15 protein-coding genes, 1 tRNA gene and 1 pseudogene are annotated in these 18,013 nt (G+C 71.3%); 8 read left to right on the top strand and 9 right to left on the bottom strand.

The window, feature by feature from the left end; genetic code table 11:
- Positions 1-581: 581 nt before the first annotated feature.
- Positions 582-1,858: pseudogene (locus ACNFOC_RS18350) on the top strand (tyrosine-type recombinase/integrase).
- Here ACNFOC_RS18350 and ACNFOC_RS18355 read toward each other — a convergent pair.
- The 4 genes from ACNFOC_RS18355 to ACNFOC_RS18370 all read right to left on the bottom strand — a co-directional run bounded on the left by ACNFOC_RS18355 (position 1,824) and on the right by ACNFOC_RS18370 (position 5,230).
- A tRNA-Pro gene (locus tag ACNFOC_RS18355) sits at positions 1,824-1,897 on the bottom strand. The pseudogene ACNFOC_RS18350 and the gene ACNFOC_RS18355 sit on opposite strands and share 35 nt — an antisense overlap.
- Positions 1,898-1,957: 60 nt before the next feature.
- Positions 1,958-2,872, bottom strand: coding sequence for a YceI family protein (locus tag ACNFOC_RS18360; protein WP_416960162.1), 915 nt, complete (start codon positions 2,870-2,872; stop codon positions 1,958-1,960).
- Positions 2,873-2,981: 109 nt separating this feature from the next.
- A complete protein-coding gene (locus ACNFOC_RS18365) occupies positions 2,982-3,740 on the bottom strand; it encodes an NUDIX domain-containing protein (RefSeq protein WP_416960163.1) in 759 nt (252 codons plus the stop codon).
- Positions 3,741-3,766: 26 nt separating this feature from the next.
- A complete protein-coding gene (locus tag ACNFOC_RS18370; protein WP_416960164.1) occupies positions 3,767-5,230 on the bottom strand; it encodes an MFS transporter in 1,464 nt (487 codons plus the stop codon).
- Positions 5,231-5,377: 147 nt separating this feature from the next.
- Here ACNFOC_RS18370 and ACNFOC_RS18375 point away from each other — a divergent pair, with 147 nt between their 5' ends.
- Positions 5,378-5,956, top strand: coding sequence for a TetR/AcrR family transcriptional regulator (locus ACNFOC_RS18375; protein ID WP_416960165.1), 579 nt, complete (start codon positions 5,378-5,380; stop codon positions 5,954-5,956).
- Positions 5,957-5,964: 8 nt separating this feature from the next.
- On the opposite strand, the gene ACNFOC_RS18380 is transcribed toward ACNFOC_RS18375, so the two are convergent.
- Genes ACNFOC_RS18380 through ACNFOC_RS18390 form a run of 3 tightly spaced genes read right to left on the bottom strand, consistent with a single transcriptional unit; the run spans position 5,965 to position 9,676 of the window.
- Entirely contained in the window at positions 5,965-7,035 is a 1,071-nt protein-coding gene (locus ACNFOC_RS18380; RefSeq protein ID WP_416960166.1) for a maleylacetate reductase, read from the bottom strand.
- A complete protein-coding gene (locus ACNFOC_RS18385; protein WP_416960167.1) occupies positions 7,032-7,889 on the bottom strand; it encodes an intradiol ring-cleavage dioxygenase in 858 nt (285 codons plus the stop codon). Before ACNFOC_RS18385 ends, ACNFOC_RS18380 begins: the two co-directional genes overlap by 4 nt.
- A gap of 41 nt (positions 7,890-7,930) precedes the next feature.
- A complete protein-coding gene (locus ACNFOC_RS18390) occupies positions 7,931-9,676 on the bottom strand; it encodes an FAD-dependent oxidoreductase (protein ID WP_416960168.1) in 1,746 nt (581 codons plus the stop codon).
- Between the two features lie 180 nt (positions 9,677-9,856).
- Here ACNFOC_RS18390 and ACNFOC_RS18395 point away from each other — a divergent pair, with 180 nt between their 5' ends.
- On the top strand, positions 9,857-11,716 hold the full coding sequence (locus ACNFOC_RS18395) for a helix-turn-helix domain-containing protein (RefSeq protein WP_416960169.1): 1,860 nt from the start codon (positions 9,857-9,859) through the stop codon (positions 11,714-11,716).
- A 62-nt stretch (positions 11,717-11,778) separates the two neighbouring features.
- Here ACNFOC_RS18395 and ACNFOC_RS18400 read toward each other — a convergent pair whose 3' ends face one another.
- A complete protein-coding gene (locus ACNFOC_RS18400) occupies positions 11,779-12,303 on the bottom strand; it encodes a hypothetical protein (protein WP_416960170.1) in 525 nt (174 codons plus the stop codon).
- Between the two features lie 122 nt (positions 12,304-12,425).
- Between ACNFOC_RS18400 and ACNFOC_RS18405 the strand changes: the two genes are divergently transcribed.
- Positions 12,426-12,770: a cupin domain-containing protein gene (locus tag ACNFOC_RS18405; protein ID WP_416960171.1), complete on the top strand. Its 345-nt coding sequence runs from the start codon at positions 12,426-12,428 to the stop codon at positions 12,768-12,770.
- A 23-nt stretch (positions 12,771-12,793) separates the two neighbouring features.
- Here the strand turns inward: ACNFOC_RS18405 and ACNFOC_RS18410 are convergent, their stop codons facing one another.
- The gene (locus ACNFOC_RS18410) at positions 12,794-13,825 is read right to left on the bottom strand and encodes a LacI family DNA-binding transcriptional regulator (protein WP_416960172.1); all 1,032 of its coding nucleotides are present in this window, start codon (positions 13,823-13,825) and stop codon (positions 12,794-12,796) included.
- Between the two features lie 107 nt (positions 13,826-13,932).
- Between ACNFOC_RS18410 and ACNFOC_RS18415 the strand changes: the two genes are divergently transcribed.
- The 4 genes from ACNFOC_RS18415 to ACNFOC_RS18430 are packed head-to-tail and all read left to right on the top strand — an operon-like array spanning position 13,933 to position 17,973.
- A complete protein-coding gene (locus ACNFOC_RS18415) occupies positions 13,933-15,108 on the top strand; it encodes a phytanoyl-CoA dioxygenase family protein (protein WP_416960173.1) in 1,176 nt (391 codons plus the stop codon).
- Between the two features lie 8 nt (positions 15,109-15,116).
- Entirely contained in the window at positions 15,117-15,899 is a 783-nt protein-coding gene (locus ACNFOC_RS18420) for an SDR family oxidoreductase (protein WP_416960174.1), read from the top strand.
- 50 nt (positions 15,900-15,949) lie between these two features.
- Positions 15,950-16,954: a Gfo/Idh/MocA family protein gene (locus ACNFOC_RS18425; protein ID WP_416960175.1), complete on the top strand. Its 1,005-nt coding sequence runs from the start codon at positions 15,950-15,952 to the stop codon at positions 16,952-16,954.
- Positions 16,951-17,973, top strand: coding sequence for a Gfo/Idh/MocA family protein (locus ACNFOC_RS18430; protein WP_416960176.1), 1,023 nt, complete (start codon positions 16,951-16,953; stop codon positions 17,971-17,973). Before ACNFOC_RS18425 ends, ACNFOC_RS18430 begins: the two co-directional genes overlap by 4 nt.
- Positions 17,974-18,013 lie beyond the last annotated feature (40 nt).

The following is an 18,013-nucleotide window of genomic DNA, read 5'->3' on the forward strand; positions in this document are numbered from 1 at the left end:
TGTACGCGATCGCCGACGCATCCGACGAATCTCGTCGCCCCGCAGGAGCCGCGCTCCGGCAATTTCGTCGTGAGCGAGGGGAACATAGCCGCACATCGCCGGTTTGCCAAACCGGCGTTTCTGCAGACGATTGTTGTCCAACGTCTGCCCCGAGCACCACTGCGGATCGATCCATCAGCCAGGACTCACCACCGCTGCGGAGGTGGAGTCCCCTGTTCTCCGTTTGCGAGCGGTGTCGTCCGTCGCCGGAGGTTCCTCTCCGGTATCTGTTTGGTGCTCCATACCGCCCGGAGATCCACCGCACTTGCCTCCGAACCGATAACAGATTCCACAAACCATCACCCGCGCAAGCAAAAGGAGGGCGCGGCGCACTCCACAGCCAGCCAGGCTGTCTCCGTCCAAGATGACAGCCGTTCATCCCTCCTGGCCAACGCCTGGTATTCGACGAGTGATCTCGCCTCCTGTCTGCACGTGGACGCCTCGACTCTGCGTCGGTGGCGCACCGCCCGGCCACCGCAGGGCCCGCCGTTCGTCTCCGTTTCGGAACGCGTCGTCATGTACAGCGTCCTCGACGTCGAGGAATGGCTGCACAGCCGCCGAACCGTCCCACGCCGAGAAGCCTGACGGCCGAGAAGACCATTGTTCCGGTCGGCGTCAAGCTCTCCACCGACATCGAATACCGACCCGATCGCCCCAATCCCTATCGAGCGCGCGTCCGCTGGTTCGATCCCGCTACGAAGCGCCGCCTGTCCCTGTCGGAGGGAAAGGCGGACGAGGACGAGGCACAGGAGTGGCTCCAGGACATCATCGACGCCGCGCAGGCCAGGCTGTCCCCGTCGCTCGCCACCATAAAGCTCACCGAATACGGCGACGCGAACATGGATCTCGCCCTGTGCGGGCTGGAGTTGAAAACCCTCGACCCGCATCTCGCGGGATGGCGGATGCGCGTGGTCTCCGCACTGGGCCACCTCGCCGTACGGATGATCACCAACGGCGTCGTCGACCGCAGCGTGCAGAACTGGATCGTCGACGAGCACAGCCGCTCCACGGTCAAGAACACCATCGCCGTCCTGGTCCGTGTCATGGAGCAGGCGGTCCGCGACGGCATCATCAAGGTCAACCCCGCCCGGGTCAGCGGCTGGCAGAAGCTCTACAAGCAGGCCGAGGACGAACTCCGCGACCCACGAGCCCTCGCCCTGCCCGACTGGGACAGGCTCGTCCAGCTGGCCGACGCACTCGTGGCCGCCTCCTCCAACCAGTACCGCGGCTGGGGCGACGTCGTCCTCTTCGCCGCGAGTACCGCCACCCGGATCGGAGAAGTCTCCGGGTGCCGCGTCGGAGACATCGACACAAGTCAGTGGATCTGGACGGTGCGACGCCAGACCACGCCCGCGCCTGGCGGACTCACTGACAAGGGCACCAAGGGCACGCGTGCCCGGAAGGTTCCCATCATCGAGGAGATCCGGCCGCTCGTTGCCCAGCGCATCCTCTCCGCCGGCCCGCCCCTGACGCGCGCCTGTTCACCGGCCCGCGCGGAGGACGCATCTCCACCGCTGTCCGGCGCGACGCGACCCACTGGGACGAGGTGGTCACCCGGCTCGGCTACGAGCACCTGCGCCACCACGACCTCCGCCACACCGGACTGACCTGGCTCGCGGACGCCGGAGTCCCCATCCACGTCCTGCGCAGGATCGCCGGCCACGGTTCGCTGACGACCACTCAGCGCTACCTGCACAACGCTGGTCCCCAACTGGTCCCCAACAATGGTCAAGGGGCGGTTTCGGATTCCTCCGAAACCGCCCCTCACCTACGACTCTGTCGAGTCGGGACGACAGGATTTGAACCTGCGACCCCTTGACCCCCAGTCAAGTGCGCTACCAAGCTGCGCCACGTCCCGCTCGCGCCACACCCGGTAGACCGGGTGAACGCGCAGGTAAACCCTACCGCATGTGCCGGGTCACTTCGGCGGCGTCGGGGTGTCGTGGGTGCGGTACATCGCCTGGACGTCCAGCTCCAGTTGGACGGTGGGGCCGACGACGGCGATGCCCCGGGCCAGCATGCTGCGCCAGTTCAACGTGTAGTCCTCGCGGTGCAGTTCGGCCGTGGCGAGGGCGGCGCAGCGGAGTTCCTCGGCGTAGCCGCCGTTGACCGTGCCCAGGTAGGTGGTGTCCAGGTTCACCGAGCGGCTCACGCCGTGCATCGTCAGCGAACCCTGCAACGTCCACTTGCTGCCGCCCCGGTAGGCGAACCGGGTGCTGGCGAAGTCGATGTACGGGTAGCGCTCCACGTCGAGGAAGTCGCCGGAGCGCAGGTGGTTGTCCCGTGTGGTGTTGCCGGTGGTGATGCTGGAGGCGTCGATGCGGACGTGGACCCGGGAGTCGGCCACCTCCTGGGCGATCTGGATACCGCCCTGGAACCGCTCGAACCGGCCGTGCACATGGGCCATGCCGACGTGCTTGGCGATGAAGCGGATCGCGGTGTGCGGCGGGTCGAAGAGCCAGGTGCCGGGCGGCGGGAGTTCCTGCGCGCGGCCGGGCTGGAGCCAGACGCGTTCCGTGGGCTCGGCGATTCCGGCGACGATCTCCACCGTCTCCTGGTGCGGCTGGAGTCCCTGGGCCGAGACGAGGAGGCCGTAGCGGCCGGGCGGCAGGGCCGCGAGGAAGAAGCCGTACGGGTCGGTCGTACCGGAGGCGGCGACGCGGTGCGAGTCCAGGGCCGTCACGGTCACGTCGGCGGACGCCATGGGCGCGCCCATCGGGTCGACGATCTCACGGCCGAGGCCGCCCGCGCCGGGCGGCAGGGGGAGCGAAAGGCCCGCCGCCGTGGCGGAGGCGCCTTGGGGCCGCCAGCGCCTGAGCAGTGCGAGGGCCATGGTGATCACCTTTCTTCACAGCAGTCGTACCGGCATACGGCGCCGGACGACACGCCCCCGATCTTTAGCGCTCCGGTGATGAAACGGGTGTCTCATATCGAGACACCCGTTACGCCCCTTCCGCCGCCGATGCCTCGTAGCGGCGGACGATCGGCTCCAGGTAGTCCGCGTGCGGGCCCACCAGGAGCGGGAGTTGGGCCGTCGAGTGGATCAGGGCGATGCGGTCCAGTTCCGGGTCGCGGCCCTCTGCCCTCTCCGCCGCCGCCATGGCCTCGAACCGCTCGTGCAACCGCGCCGCCGGGAGGGACGGGGCACGGAACAGGACGCCGATGCTGCCGTTTCCGGCGCGGGTGACGTTCCAGAAGGTGAGGTCGTCGGGCCGGGTCTCGATGCCGGTCTCCTCGATCAACTCCCGTGCCGCGTGCCCGTACAGGGCCCTCATGTCGAGCGGTTCGTCGCCTTCGGGGGGTTCGAGCGAGCCGCCCGGGAGTTGCCAACGTCCCGGTGCTGCCGTGGAGTTCGCCATCCGGCCGACCAACAGGCGCCCGTCGTCGGCCGGTTGGAGGACGGCGACGAAGAAGGACGGGAGCCACGAGGTGGAGCCCGGGACGCGTCGGAGGGCGAAGTGCCGGTACGTCGTCCTGACCCAGGAGACGGTCAGGTCGTCCGGTCCCTCCCGTTCCGCGCCCGCGCACACCAGGACCGGCCCGTCGAAGAAACTCGGGTTGCCCCGCACCAGCCCGTCCCACACCTCGTTCATGGCCAGCCGCTCCTCCGGCGTGAGCCGAGGAGCGCCGGTCTCGACGAGCCGGAGCCGCTGAACGTCCAGGAGTTGGGCGCCGCATCCCCGCGCGCTCTGTTCGATCATCGCTTCATGCTGGCACACCGGCCGGGTCAGTTCAGGGCACCGGGAGCCATCACCGACGCTTCCTCCTCCGCCTTCAGGAGCGCCGACTCGGAGCCGCCGACAGTCTTTCCTCCGCTACGGCCGGACCGGCGCGCCGGCACCAGGAGCGCGGCCAGCGCGGCGCCGAGGAGCAGCACCGCCAGCAGCGTGAACCCGTGGGTGTACCCGGAGCCGTACGGCAGGCCCGAGGCCTGGAGGTGGCCGGTGACCAGGACGCTGGTCACCGCGGCGCCGATCGAGCCGCCGATGGTGCGGATGTTGGCGTTCATGCCGGTCGCGGCGCCGGTCTGCTCGGGCGGGACGCTGCCGACGATGAGGTTGGCCATGGAGGCGAAGGCGAGTCCGATGCCGAGGCCGAAGATGCCCGCGACCAGGGCGATCTGCCACTGCTGGTCGTGCCAGAGAGCGAGGATCGCGCAGGCGAGCGCGCCGAGGGCGGCGCCGGTGGTGAGCAGTGCCTTGGCGCCGACGATCGGTTCCAGGCGCCCGCTGAGCACGCCCGAGACGAACATCGCGATCAGCATCGGGAGCATCAGGAGTCCGGACGCGGTCACGCTGGCGCCGAAGCCGTAGCCGGCGGACGAGGGGGTCTGGACGAAGCCGGGCAGGAAGGACCAGATCGAGTACATGCCCGCGCCGAACAGCAGCGCGGCGGTGTTGGTGGTCCACACCGAGGGCAGGCGCATCACCTTGAGGTCGATGAGCGGGCTGCGGGAGCGGGCCTCCGACATCAGCCAGGCCGCGAAGAGCACGACGGCCGCGGCGAACAGGCCGACGACCCGCACGGAGCCCCAGCCCCAGATGCCGGCCTGGCTCAGCGGCAGCAGCAGGGCGACCAGCCAGCCCGAGAGGAGCACGGCGCCGAGCCAATTGACGTGCCCCTGGGCGCGGTTGGGCGACTCGGGGACGTAGCGCACGGCGATGAGGGTGGTGACGGCGACGATGCCGACGGGGAACCAGAACAGCCAGCGGTAGTCGAGCGCGGACACGATGGGACCGGCGGCCACCATGCCGACGCCACCGCCCGCGGCGATCACGGCGGACAAGTTGCTGATGCTGCCCGGGACCTGGGACGCGTGGAACTCGTCCCGGATGATGCCGAAGGACAGCGGGAACAGCGCGCCGCCGATGCCCTGGACGACCCGGGCGATGATCAGGACGCCGATGTTGGGTGCCAGCGCGGCGACCAGACAGCCGGCCAGCACCGCGCCGAGGACGGCGACGAGGGTGCGCTTCTTGCCCACCAGGTCGCCGACGCGGCCGAGTATCGGGGTGAAGACCGACGCGGACAGCAGATAGGCCGTCATCACCCAGGTCGCGGTGGACTGGGAGGTGTGCAGCGCGTGCTGGACGGTCGGCAGGGCCGGCGCGATCAGCGACTGCAGCATGGAGAACACGCCCGCACCGGTCGCGAGGACCGCGAAGGTGAGGCGGGAGGACTTGCGGGGCATCGAGAGCCTCTCCGGAACAAGCGAACGGGGGTGCGCCCGCGCATGGATCTACGGCGGAACGCGCCCACACTGCTAAAGTGGAGGTACCCCTCCACCATAACGGAGGCACACCTCCGGTTCAACCGAGCCCGCCCCTGGGAGGCACCCGTGACGGCCCCACCGTTCCCCGTCAGCGAGATCGTCGCGACCCAGAGACCACACCGGAAGGACGCCGCCCGCAACTACGACGCCCTGCTCGCCGCCGCTCGCGAAGCCTTCGCGGAGCACGGTTCGGAGGCGTCGCTGGAGGACATCGCGCGCCGCGCGGGCGTCGGCATCGGCACGCTCTACCGCAACTTCCCGACCCGCCGGGCCCTCTTCGAGAGCGTCTACGCGAACGAGGTGAACGCCTTGTGTCAGGTCGCCCTGGACGTCGCCGGCCAGGAGCCGTGGGAGGCACTGACCTCGTGGCTGAACCGTTTCGCGGGCTACATGGTGACCAAGCAGGCGGTGCGCGAGGCACTGGAGAACGAGTCGGAGATCTTCGGCGCCTGCCGCGAATCGATGTTCTCCGCGGGCGGCCCGCTGTTCGAGCGCGCGCAGAAGGCGGGCGCGGCCCGTACGGACATGGACTTCGGTGATCTGCTGCGGATGGTCGCCGGGATCACCGGAACGAAGTACGTGGACGACACCCAGCGCGACCGTGTCCTGGCCATCGCGCTGGACGGCGTCCGCACGAACCACTGACCGACCGTCTACGCGGGGGGCGTTCCCTCGTGCGCCGCGCGCAGCAGCGCGAGGACGCCCTCCTCGGTGACCGGCCGGGGGTTGGCGTACGCCTGGCTCACCGCCTGTGCCGCCGCCGTCACCAAGTCGCCCTCCTTCAGGCCGAGTTCGGCGAGTGAGCGCGGTGCGCCGAGCCGCCGCGCCAGGTCCCACAGGGCGCGTGCGGCGTCCTCGGTGTCCAGCGCGCGGGCCACGGCGGTGGCCGCCCCCGGCGCGGCGGGCGCGTTGTACGCCAGCGCGTACGGCAGCACCACCGTGTGCGTCTCCGCGTGGGGCAGACCGAAGGTGCCGCCGAGGACGTGGCACAGCTTGTGGTGCAGGCCCATGGTCGTCCCGCCGAGGCACGAGCCGCACAGCCACGCCCCGTACAGGGCACGGCTCCGGGCGTCCAACGACCTTGGATCGACGGCCAGTTCGGGCAGCGCGCCCGCCAGCGCCCGTGCGCCCTCCTCCGCCATCAGCGCGATCAGGGGCGAGGTGTCCGGGGCGTACAGGGCCTCCACGGCGTGCGCGATCGCGTTGATGCCGCTGGTCACCGTGAGCGGGACGGGGAGTTCCAGGGTGAGTTCAGGGTCGTAGACGACACTGCGGGGCAGGACGGCGGGGTCGCGGCCGGTGCGTTTGGCGCCGTTCTCGGTGAGGCCCCAGACCGGGGTCATCTCGGAGCCGGCGTAGGTGGAGGGGACGGCGATCAGCGGGAGGCCGGCGCGCAGGGCGATGGCCTTGCCGAGGCCGACCGCCGAGCCGCCGCCGACCGCGACGCAGCCGTCGGCGCCCAGGGTGCGCGCCAACTCGACGGCGCGGTCGGCGACTTCGACCGGGACGTGCATCCTCGCCTCCGCGTGCAGCCCGACGCACGCCTCCCCCAGCGAGTCGGCGACCGCCCGCGCGGTGTCCGCACCGCGGGCGCCGGAGAGCACCAACACCCGCCGCAGACCGAGCCGTTCGGCCTCTCCGGCGGTCGCGGTCAGCGCGGCGCCGGGGCGGAACACGACCCGCATGGGCCGGGCGTCGTAGGCGAAGTCCAGGAAGTCCTTCACGCGCGGTCCAGTACGAGGTCGAAGCGGGCGTGACGGAAGGGGTTGGCGATGCCGAACTCCCGTGCCAGGGACGGGTCGTCGGTCGGGGTGAAGTCCTCGACGAGGCTCTGCTTGACCGCGAAGACGGCGTCGGAGTCCAAGTAGTCGCTGCCCGCTACGAAGATGTGGGTGGTGACCGGGGTGTGGTCCTCGGCCGAGGCGATGAAGTGGATGTGGGCGGGGCGGTAGGGGTGGCGGCCGGTCGCCTTGAGGAGTTCGCCGACCGGGCCGTCCGTGGGGATGGGGTACGGGCTCGGGACGCAGGTGCGGAACCAGAAGCGGCCCTCGGCGTCCGCGGTGAACAACCCCCGTCCGTTGCCCGGGGGTTGGAGGTCCGGGCGCTGCACGTCGTAGAAGCCGTTGCCATCGGCCTGCCACACGTCGAGGAGGGCGCCGGGCAGCGGGGTGCCGTCGCCGGAGACGATCCGGCCGCTGACCACGCACGGCTCGCCGCCGCCCACCAGGTCGATGTTCGCGCCGAGTTCACGCACCGGCGACTCGGTCATGTGGAAGGGGCCGAGCACCGTCGACTCGGTGGAACCGGCGGCCCGGTCACCGTTGATCGTCTCCACCAGCATCGACAGGCCGAGCACGTCTGACAGGAGGATGAACTCCTGCCGGGTGTCCGTGCACGTCTTCCCGGTCTCCGTCAGGAAGCCGATCGCCCGCTCCCACTCCGCCTGGGTCAGGCGGGTCTCCCGCGCGAACGCGTGGAGATGCCGGATCAGGCCGGTCAGCAGTTCACGCAGGCGGGGATCGGCCGTCCCCTCCAGACTGGCGACGGCCTCGTCCGTGACGGTGACGTCAGTGGTCATTGCGGCTCCCTACCCTGTGCGAGATACCCCTGTGCGAAATGTCAGCCGTGCCCGAGGATGCGTCGCAACGCGTCCGTGAGCAACTGTTCGGCGTTCTCGGCCGCGTCGGCGTGGCGGAAAGCGACATAGCCGTCGGGGCGTACGAGGAGCGCGCCCGCGTCGGACACCTCGCTCAGGCGGGCCCAGTCGCCGTACGGGTCGTCGTACTCCTGGCCGGGGCCGATCACGACCGTGGCGATGTCCAGGGGGTGCGCCTGCGCCGCGCGCACCCAGGCGTCGCCGCCGATGCCGGTGAGGAGGGTGAAGCGGCCCTTGCCGACCGTGTCGAGGGTCGAGACGGTGCGGGTGCCCGAAGTGATCCAGGCGTGCGGGAGCTTGGCGCCGGGGCGGGAGCTGGGCTGGTGGTACAGCTCGCGGTCGCGTTCGAAGCCGGGGTCGGGCGTGCCGTCGGGCACGACCGCGGTCGAACTCCCGGCGGAATAGCGCTGGTTGAGGTCGACGCCGTGCGCGTTGAACTCGTACACCTTGAAAGCGATCGCCTCGCGCAGCGCGGCCCGCTGCTTGGCCGCGGCCCCGGTCGCGTCCTTGCGGGCCTCGATGTTGGCCCACAACTGCTCGGGGGTCTGCGGGGAAAGGCCGTCGAGCGCCTCGAAGATCGGGGCGGTCTCGCCGATGGACTTGTTGGCGCGGGTGACGATCTGCTTGCCGATCGGCGCGCGTTCGGCGTCGTAGCTGTCGAGGAGCTTCGGCGTGGCGGTGCCGTCGAGGACCAGCTTCAGCTTCCAGGCCAGGTTGTAGGCGTCCTGGATCGAGGTGTTGGAGCCGAGCCCGTTCGACGGCGGGTGACGGTGCACGGCGTCACCGGCGCACAGCACACGTCCGTTGACGTAGGTCTCGGCGTACAGCTCGTTGACCGTCCACGCCGAGGACGACTTGATGGTCACCGGGATCTCGTCGTCGCCGACCAACTGCCGTACGACGGACAGGGCGTACTCTTCGGTGAGGTCGGGGGCGCCGGCGCTCACGTCGTAGCCCCACACGATCAGCCACTCGTTCCAGGGGCTGACGTTGCGGACCAGGCCCGCGCCGATGCCGCCGACCGTGGCGCCGGGGGCGAGCACCCAGTAGAGGGTGGAGGGCCGGTGGGCGGTGTATTTCGTCAGGTCCGCGTCGAAGACGATGTTGATGCTGCCCGCGACACCCATCTGGCCGCCCATCGGCAGCCCGGCGTCCTCGGCGACCTGCGAGCGGCCGCCGTCCGCGCCGATGAGGTACTTGGCGCGGATCTGGTACTCGTCGCCGCGCAGCCGGTCCTCGACGGTGACCGTGACGCCGTCCTCGTCCTGGACGAAGGACTTGTAGACCGTGCTGAAGCGGACGTTGGAGCCGCGCGCGAGCGCCGCGTCGATCAGCACCGGCTCCATCAGGTGCTGCGGCATGTCGCACATGCGGGTCGGGCTGGCCAGGTCGTGGGCGGCCTGCACGAGCGGGTCGTTGCCCCAGGAGCGGATCCGGCCGAGTTCCTCGCCGGCGAGGCTGGTGCAGAACGTGGTGTTGCCCATCAGGTTCTGCGGCGTGGCCTTGGCCAGCACCTCGTCCTCGACGCCGAGGTCGCGCAGAACCTCCATGGTGCGCTGGTTGGTGATGTGCGCGCGGGGCGTCCTGGTGAGGCGCGAGTAGCGCGTGACGACGATGTGGGGGACGCCGTAGGTGCTCAGCGCCAGCGCGGCGGAGGCGCCGGCCGGGCCGCTGCCCACGATCAGTACGTCGGTCTCGACAACGTGCACGGCGGGACGCTCCAGGGGTGAGACAGGTCGAGGCAGGCTGAGACGGGCTGAGACACAGGTGAGAAAGGAACCGACTCTTCACGATCTTGGTGCGGGCCGGACCTGCGCGGGTGTCTCATTACGAGACAGTTACAGCCCCGAGGCGGCCGCCGCCACGGGCCCGATACGGTGAGAGGCGTCATGACCACCCTGGATCACTCCCCCGCCCTCGCCCCGCTGCGCCAGGCACGCGAGCGGTTCCTGAGCGGCCGCCCGCTGCCCGACGACGTCCCGGACGAGGTCCTCGCGGCCTGGCGCCGCGCCCGCTTCTTCGGCGTACGGCACGACCTCGATGGACCGGTCCACGAACCCGAACTACCCGCCGATTCGGCCCTGTTGGAGGCGGCGCGGCCCGTGCTGGACCGCATCGCGCCGGCGCTCGGCCGCTCGGCGATGCTCCTCACCGACGGGCGTCTGCGGGTGCTGTGGACCTCGGGCGAGGTCCCGGGCGACGACCGCTGCCGCGACCTGTCCGAGCGGGAGGTGGGCCACAACAGCGCGGCCCTCGCCCTGCGCACCCGGCGCCGGGCCGAGGTGCACGGCCCCGAGCACTTCCTCGACGTGTGGCAGGACGTGTCCGCGGTCAGCGTGCCGCTGCTCGCCCCGGATTCCGGGCAGGTGCTGGGCACGGTGACCGTCGCGTCCGCACTGTGCGCCGGCTGCGGCCCGCATCCCGGGGCCGCCCTGGCCGAGGCGACGGCCACGGCGGTGGAGGCGGAACTGCTCGCCCGCTCCCGCACCGCCGAACGGGTGCTCCTCGACGCCTACACCCGCGCCGCCCACGGCCCGGACCGCGCGATCGTCGCCCTCGACGGCCGCAACCGCATCGTCAGCGAGGCCGCGGTGCGCCTTGCGACACCTCAGGTGCTGGCCGCGCTGGAACGGTCCAGCACGAGCGAGCGCGCCTCCGGCGCACGGCCGCCTCAGGACACCGGGTGCGGTGCGGTGGTGGAACGGTCCAACGGCGCCGGGGACGGTCCGAGCCGGGAGCTGCGGGCCGACGCCGGGAACGGTCCCGTGGTGGAACGGTCCCACGGCACCGGACGCCGTCCGGTGCGGGAGCAGTCCTACGACCTGACGCTCCCCGACGGCGCCGGCTGCACCGCCGAGATCACTCCCGTACGGCATGAGGGTCGCGTCCTCGGGATCGTCGCCGTACTGGAAGCGCGCGCCGCCGAGGTGCCGGTGCCGCGTCCCGTTCCGCGCCCGGCGCTGGCGCTCGCGGGTGGTTCGGTGCCGTGGCGGCACGCGGTCGCCCGGGCGGTGGAGCTGGCCCGGGTCCCCGAGCCCCTGCTGCTGACCGGTGAGCGCGGGAGCGGCAAGACCGCGCTGGCCCGTGAACTGCTCGGCGGGACCGTGCCGTTGGTCGCCGATGCCGCCGAGTCGCCCGAACTGGGCGTGACGTACAGCGAGTTGGCCGACGGCCGCCCGCTCCTCCTGCGGCACGCCGAACGGCTCGCCCAGTCGGACGTCGCCGCGCTCAACTCCCTGCTCGAAGAACACCCCGACATCCATCTGCTGGTCACCTACACGCCCGGCACTCCCCCGGGCCCGTGCTTCCAGCGGCTGCTGGACACCCTCGCGCCCCGGTCGGTGGCCGTCCCCGCGTTGCGTGAACGCCCGGAGGACGTACGGGAGTTGCTGCCGGTCCTGGCTCCCCGCCCGACCCCGGGACAGCCTCCGCTCACCTGGACCCTGGACGCGCTGCGCGCCCTTGAGGAACACCCGTGGCCCGGGAACGTCACCGAACTCGCCCATGTCGTCAGGGCGTTGGCGGAGCACCGGCGGGTCACCGGCCCGGTGCGACGGGCCGAGCTGCCCGATCCCGTCCGGGAGGGTCCCGCGGCGCGGCGGCTCAGTCCGATGGAGCATGCCGAACGCACCGCGATCCTGGCCGCGTTGCGCAGGCACGGAGGCAACAAGGCGCGGGCGGCCGCCGCGTTGGGGATCGGCCGGGCGACGCTGTACCGCAAGCTGCGCGGTTACCGGGACGTCCCGTAGGAGAGTCCGATGGGCGGGAGCCGTAGGCGGCGGGTGCCGCTGCGCGAGCAGGCCGAACAGGCTTATTTGATCAGGGCGTTGGCCACGACCACGACCACCCCGAGCAGCGCGTCCACCACCCCGATGGCCACGGCCGCCGTCCAACTCCGCGCCGACCAGCGGGCCGTGACCAGGCCCAGGCAGAACAGCAGCGCGATGTTGAGGACGAACGCCGCGTACTCGACGCCGTTCGCGGGCCACCAGCCCCAGCCGGCCCCGGCGAGCAGCAGGACCGTCGGCAGCGCGGCGGCGACCAGCGGCCACTCGTCGCGCAGGGTGCGCAGGGCGTCCCAGCGGCGGTGCGGGGCGCGCTCGGCGATGTAGTGGGCGTACCCGTGGGCCAGCGCCGAGGCGGCGGCGGTCACCAATAGCCACAGGGCGTCGTAGCGGCGGCTGCCCTTGGAGGTGTGGCCGTACTGGGTCAGCGCGGCGACCATCGAGCAGGCGAGGACGGCACCGTAGACGCCCCCGAAGAGGATGTTCTCCCGGGCTTCGTGCGGGTGTGGGTGCGGGGGTGGCTCGGGGACGGCTGCCGTGGTCTGCGCCATGCCCTCCACGATCGCCCGGCCCCGCCCGGGCCGCCACTCCGCGACGAAGTGTCCTCCGACCTGGGCCGATACCCCACACAGTGTCCACGCCTGGACCGGTCCACCCCGGCTAGGGTCGCCGCATGACGCACAGTTTCGCAGTCCACATCCCCGACGCCGAGCTCGAACCCGAGCCGCTCGATCCGGCGCAGATCGTCTCCGGTACGCCCGAGGTCACCGGGAAGGTCGTGTGGGAGTCCGAGGACGGGCGGCAGGTCCGCGGGATCTGGCAGATCACGCCGGGTGTGGTCACCGACACGGAGGCGGACGAGCTGTTCGTCGTGATCAGCGGTTCGGCCACCATCGAGGTCGAGGGCGGCGAGACGCTGACGGTCGGTCCCGGGGACTTGGCCGTGCTGCGCGAGGGCGACCGTACGACGTGGACGGTGCACGAGACGCTGCGCAAGGCGTACGCGATCAATCTGTGAGCGGGCTCAACCTGTGAAGGGAGTCAACGCGGCTGCGCCGTAGGCATGTTGTAGGGCGTGACGACCTGGATCGCGGACGGCAGGGTCGGGCCGGCGGGCGGCAGGGCGTCGTGGGCGCGCATGACGATGCGGCAGGCCTCGCGGACGTCCTGGCGCAGGTCGTGGTGGAGGACGGCGGACAGTCGCTGTTCGTGCAGCAGCCGGGTGTTGTCGTGGTCGAGGTCGTGCGCGACGAACACGGCGCACTCGCGGCCGAGGTCGGCGAAGGCGCGCAGGGTCGCGATGTTGCCGCCGCCGATGGAGTAGACGGCGCGGATGTCCGGGTCGCGCTTCAGGGCGGCCCGGACGAGCTCGTACTGGGTGGCGTCCAGGCCGTGCCCCTCGGTGATCTCGACGAGCGCGCGTTCCGGGTAGCGGGCGCGCATGGTGCTGCGGAAACCCATCTCGCGCTCTTCCTCGTTGCGGAAGAAACCGCTGCTCAGGCTGGTGAGGACGTTGCCGGGACGGTCGCCGAGCCACTGCCCCATGAGGTAGGCGGCCGTCGCGCCCGCCGCGCGGTTGTCTATGCCGACGTAGGCCAGGCGGGCGCTGGCGGGCAGGTCGGTGACCAGGGTGACGACCGGGATACCAGCGGCGACGAGCCGGCCGACGGCGGCGGTGATCTCGGGGACGTCCGGTGCCTTGAGGATGACGCCCTGCGAGCCGCGCCGCACGATCCTGTCCAGGGTCCCGACCAGCTCCTTCACCGGCGCGGTCTCCCGGAAGTGGAAGCGCGAGCGCACGACGGCCGGGTGCAGGTCGGGCAGCTCGGCCTCCAGCGCGTTCCGTACGGCGGTGGAGAAGCGCTCCGGCGTCTGCATCACGATGTCGATCATGAACGTACGGCCGACGAGCCTGACCTGGGTGCGCTGCCTGTCCAGATCGGCGATGGCCTGCCGTACCTCACGCTGCGTGCTCTCGCGGACCCCTCCACGGCCGTTCAGGACACGGTCCACGGTGGCCTCGCTGAGACCCGCCTGACGTGCGATTTCGCGGATCGGGAAGGGGTGGCCCACCGGTCGTCTCCTTGAGGGGTTTTTGATGGCTTGCTGCTGGTTGTTCGAAGGGTTTGTACTGACAAGAATGACAGGACCGCACCGCTTCGTGACCCGAGGGGACGACGATGTCCTTCACATCAGCAGAAACCCGCGCCTGGCTCACCGAGCAGGACTGCGACCTCGACGCCTTCCGCACCCTCGTCGAGCAGCCGACCGACCTGGCGGCCTTCCCGTACGCGTCCGCCGTCGAGCAAAACGTCCTCGTCTACGACAGCGACCGGCTCCGCAAGTGCGTGGCGGCCGGCGAGCGCCGCGAGGTGCAGGCCGAGCTGGTGCGGGCGTTCGCCGAGGGGCCCGGCATCGTGGTCCTTCAGGGCGCCTTCCCGGACCTGTCGGTGGTGGACCGTACGACCGAGGTGTTCGAGGCCCTGATCGCCGAGCAGCGCGCCTCGGGCGCGGGCGCCGGGGACCACTTCGCGAAGCCTGGGGCCAACGACCGGGTGTGGAACGCCCTGGAGAAGGCCGCGCTCTACGACCCCGAGGTGTTCGCCGACTACTACGCGAACGACATCCTGGCCCTGGTCTCCGTCGCGTGGCTCGGCCCCGGCTACCAGGTCACCTCGCAGATCAACGTGGTCCACCCGGGCGGCGCCGCGCAGACCGTGCACCGCGACTACCACCTCGGGTTCCTCACGAACGAGGTCGCCGCCGGGTACCCGGCGCACGTGCACCGCCTCTCGCCCGTGCTCACGCTCCAAGGGGCGGTCGCGCACTGCGACATGCCGGTGGAGTCGGGGCCGACGATGTACCTGCCGCACTCCCAGAAGTACGCGCCGGGCTATCTGGCGTGGCGACTCCCGGAATTCCAGGCCTACTTCGAAGCGAACTACATCCAACTCCCGCTCGCCAAGGGCGATGCCGCGTTCTTCAACCCGGCGCTCTTCCACGCGGCCGGCACCAACCGCACGGCGGACGTGCGGCGTATGGCCAACCTGCTCCAGGTGTCGTCCGCGTTCGGGCGGGCGATGGAGACGGTGGACCGCGAGGCCGTCACCAACGCGGTCTTCCCCGTGCTGCTCAAGCGCAAGGCCGAGGGCGTCGGCGAGGAGTGGCTGGACACGGTCGTCGCGGCGAGCGCCGAGGGCTACCCGTTCCCCACCAACCTCGACAACGACCCGCCGGTCGAGGGCCTGGCCCCGCCCTCGCAGGCCGACCTCGTACGGCGCGCGGTGCGTGAGGGGTGGGACCCGCAGGCGCTGCGCGGGGAACTGCGGGCCGGTACCGAGCGGCGCGAGAGCTGAGAACCACCATGGGACTTCGACTTCTGGACGACAAGGTCGTCCTCGTCAACGGCGGCAGCCAGGGTGTGGGCGCCGCGATCGTCCGGGCGGCGGTGCGCGAAGGCGCGGTGGTGTCGTTCACCGGCCGCCGCGCCGAGCCCGGTGACGCCCTGGTCGCCGAGCTGGCCGAGGCGGGCGGCAAGGCGACGTTCGTCCGGGCCGACCTGTCCGACGCCGAGCAGGCGAAGGGCGCGGTGGCCGAGGTGATCGCCGCGCACGGCCGTATCGACTGTCTGGTGAACTCCGCCGGACTCACCTCGCGGGGCTCGCTGCTCGACACCACGCCCGAGCTGTTCGACCAGCACATGGCCATCAACGTGAAGGCGCCGTTCTTCGCGATGCAGGCGACGGTGGCCGACATGACGGCGCGCGAGGCACCGGGCACGATCGTCAACATCGGCTCCAACTGCGCCCACGGCGGCCCGCCTTACCTCGCTCCGTACTCGACGGCCAAGGCGGGCCTCGCGGGTCTGACCCGCAACGCCGCGCACGCGCACCGCTTCGACCGGATCCGGATCAACACCGTCAACATCGGCTGGACGGCCACCGAGGGCGAGGACGCGACGCAGCGGGCCTTCCACGGTGCCGGGGACGACTGGCTCCAACAGGCCGCCGAACGGCTGCCGATGGGCAAGCTCGGCCAACCGGACGAGATCGCCGACTTCGTGGTGTTCCTGCTGTCCGACCGGTCCGGGGTGGTCACCGGTTCGGTGATCGACTGGGACCAGAACGTCCTGGGCGCCCTCGACTGACCTTCCCCACCCGCACCACACCCGCACCCCTCAAGAAAGCCAGAGTCCTCATGCGCATCGGAATCCTCGGCCTCGGCCGCATCGGCGCCTTCCACGCCGAGACCCTCTCCGGACTCGACGTCGTCGAGTCCCTCGTCCTGGCCGACCCGTTCGCGGAGGCCGCGAAGAAGGCGGCCGAGCGCTTCGGCGCCGAGGTCGCGGACTCCCCCGAGGCCGTGCTGGCCGCCGGGGTCGACGGTGTCGTGGTCGCCGCGGCGACCGACGCCCACCCGGGCCTGATCCTGGCCGCCGTCGAGGCGGGCATCCCCGTCTTCTGCGAGAAGCCCGTCGCCAAGACGATGGCCGAGGGCGTCCAGGTCCTCAAGGCCGTCGAGGGCAGCGGCGTGCCGATCCAGATCGGCTACAACCGCCGCTTCGACGCCGGCTTCGTCGCCGCGCGCGCCGCCGTACAGTCCGGCGAGTTGGGCAAGCTGCACACCGTGCGCTCGACGACGCTGGACCCGGCGCCGCCGCCGGCCGCGTACGTCGCCGCGTCCGGGGGCATCTTCCGGGACTGTTCGGTGCACGACTTCGACATCATCCGCTGGGTCACCGGCCGTGAGGTCACCGAGGTGTACGCGGTCGGCGGCAACCGGGGCGCCGAGTACATCAAGGAGGCGGGCGACGCCGACACCACCGGCGCGATCCTCACCCTGGACGACGGCACCATCGCGGTGGTGTCCAACTCCCGCCACAACGCCCGGGGTTACGACGTCCGCATGGAGATCCACGGCTTCACGGACTCCATCGCGGTGGGCCTGGAGGACAAGCTGCCGCTGCGTTCCGTGGAGCCGGGCGTGACGTTCCCGGCGGGCGTCCCGCACGACTTCTTCATGGACCGCTTCACGGCCGCCTACCGCACCGAACTCACCGCGTTCACCGAGGTCGTGGCCGGCACCCGCACCTCCCCCTGCACGGTCGCGGACGCCCTGGAGGCCGGCTGGATCGCCGACGCCTGCACCCTGTCCCTGCACGAGCACCGCCCCGTCACCATCCAGGAGGTACGCGAAGCATGAGCGGTCCGGGCCGGGAACCACTGCGCATCGGAGTACTGGGAGCGGCTCGGATCACCGAGAACTCCCTGATCGGTCCCGCCCGGACGACCGGCCACCGCATCGTCGCGGTGGCCGCGCGCGACCGGTCCCGGGCCGAGGCGTACGCGGCCGCGCACCGCGTCGAGCGGGTCGCGGACTCGTACGCCGACCTGATCGCCGACCCGGAGGTGGAGGTCGTCTACAACCCGCTCGCCAACGGCCTGCACGGACCGTGGAACCTCGCCGCGCTCGCGGCGGGCAAGCACGTCCTGTCGGAGAAGCCGTCGGCGAGCAACACGGAGGAGGCGGTCGAGGTCAGGGAGGCCGCCGCCAAGGCCGGAACGGTCTTCATGGAGGCCTTCCACTACCTCTTCCACCCGGTCACCCGGCGCCTGCACGAACTGCTGGCCTCCGGTGAACTCGGTGAGCTGCGGCACGTGGAGGCGCTCGTCGCGATCCCGGCCCCGCCGGACACCGACCCGCGCTGGTCCCTGGACCTGGCGGGCGGCGCCGTGATGGACCTGGGCTGCTACAGCCTGCACGCGCTGCGCATGCTGGCCCCCTGGGCGGGCGGCGCACCCCGCCTCGTCTCGGCCCGCGGCGGCGAACGCGCCGGCGCGCCGGGCGTCGACGAGTGGCTGGACGCCAACCTCGTCTACCCCAGCGGCGCCACGGGCTCCGCCCGCTGCCACATGGCGTACGACGAGTTGGTCATGAGCTGCCGGATCACCGGCAGCCGGGGTGAGGCCTTCGCCCCGAACTTCGTCCTCCCCCAACTGGACGACCGGATCGTCATCCGCACGACGGACGGCGAACGCACGGAACGCCTCGGCCGCCGCTCGTCCTACACCTACCAACTGGAGGCGTTCGCCGCCCGGTTGAGGGAGGGCGCACCTCTCCCGCTGGGCCCGGACGACGCGGTCGCGACGATGACACTCATCGACGAGGCCTACCGCGCGGCGGGGTTCGAGGCGCGTCCGCGCGTGCCGGTTCCGCGGTAGCGGTGGACGAACGTCGGGGGCGGCGCGTGGTAGCACGCGC

It is taken from the genome of Streptomyces colwelliae, from assembly GCF_048158785.1.
Taxonomy (GTDB): Bacteria; Actinomycetota; Actinomycetes; order Streptomycetales; family Streptomycetaceae; genus Streptomyces.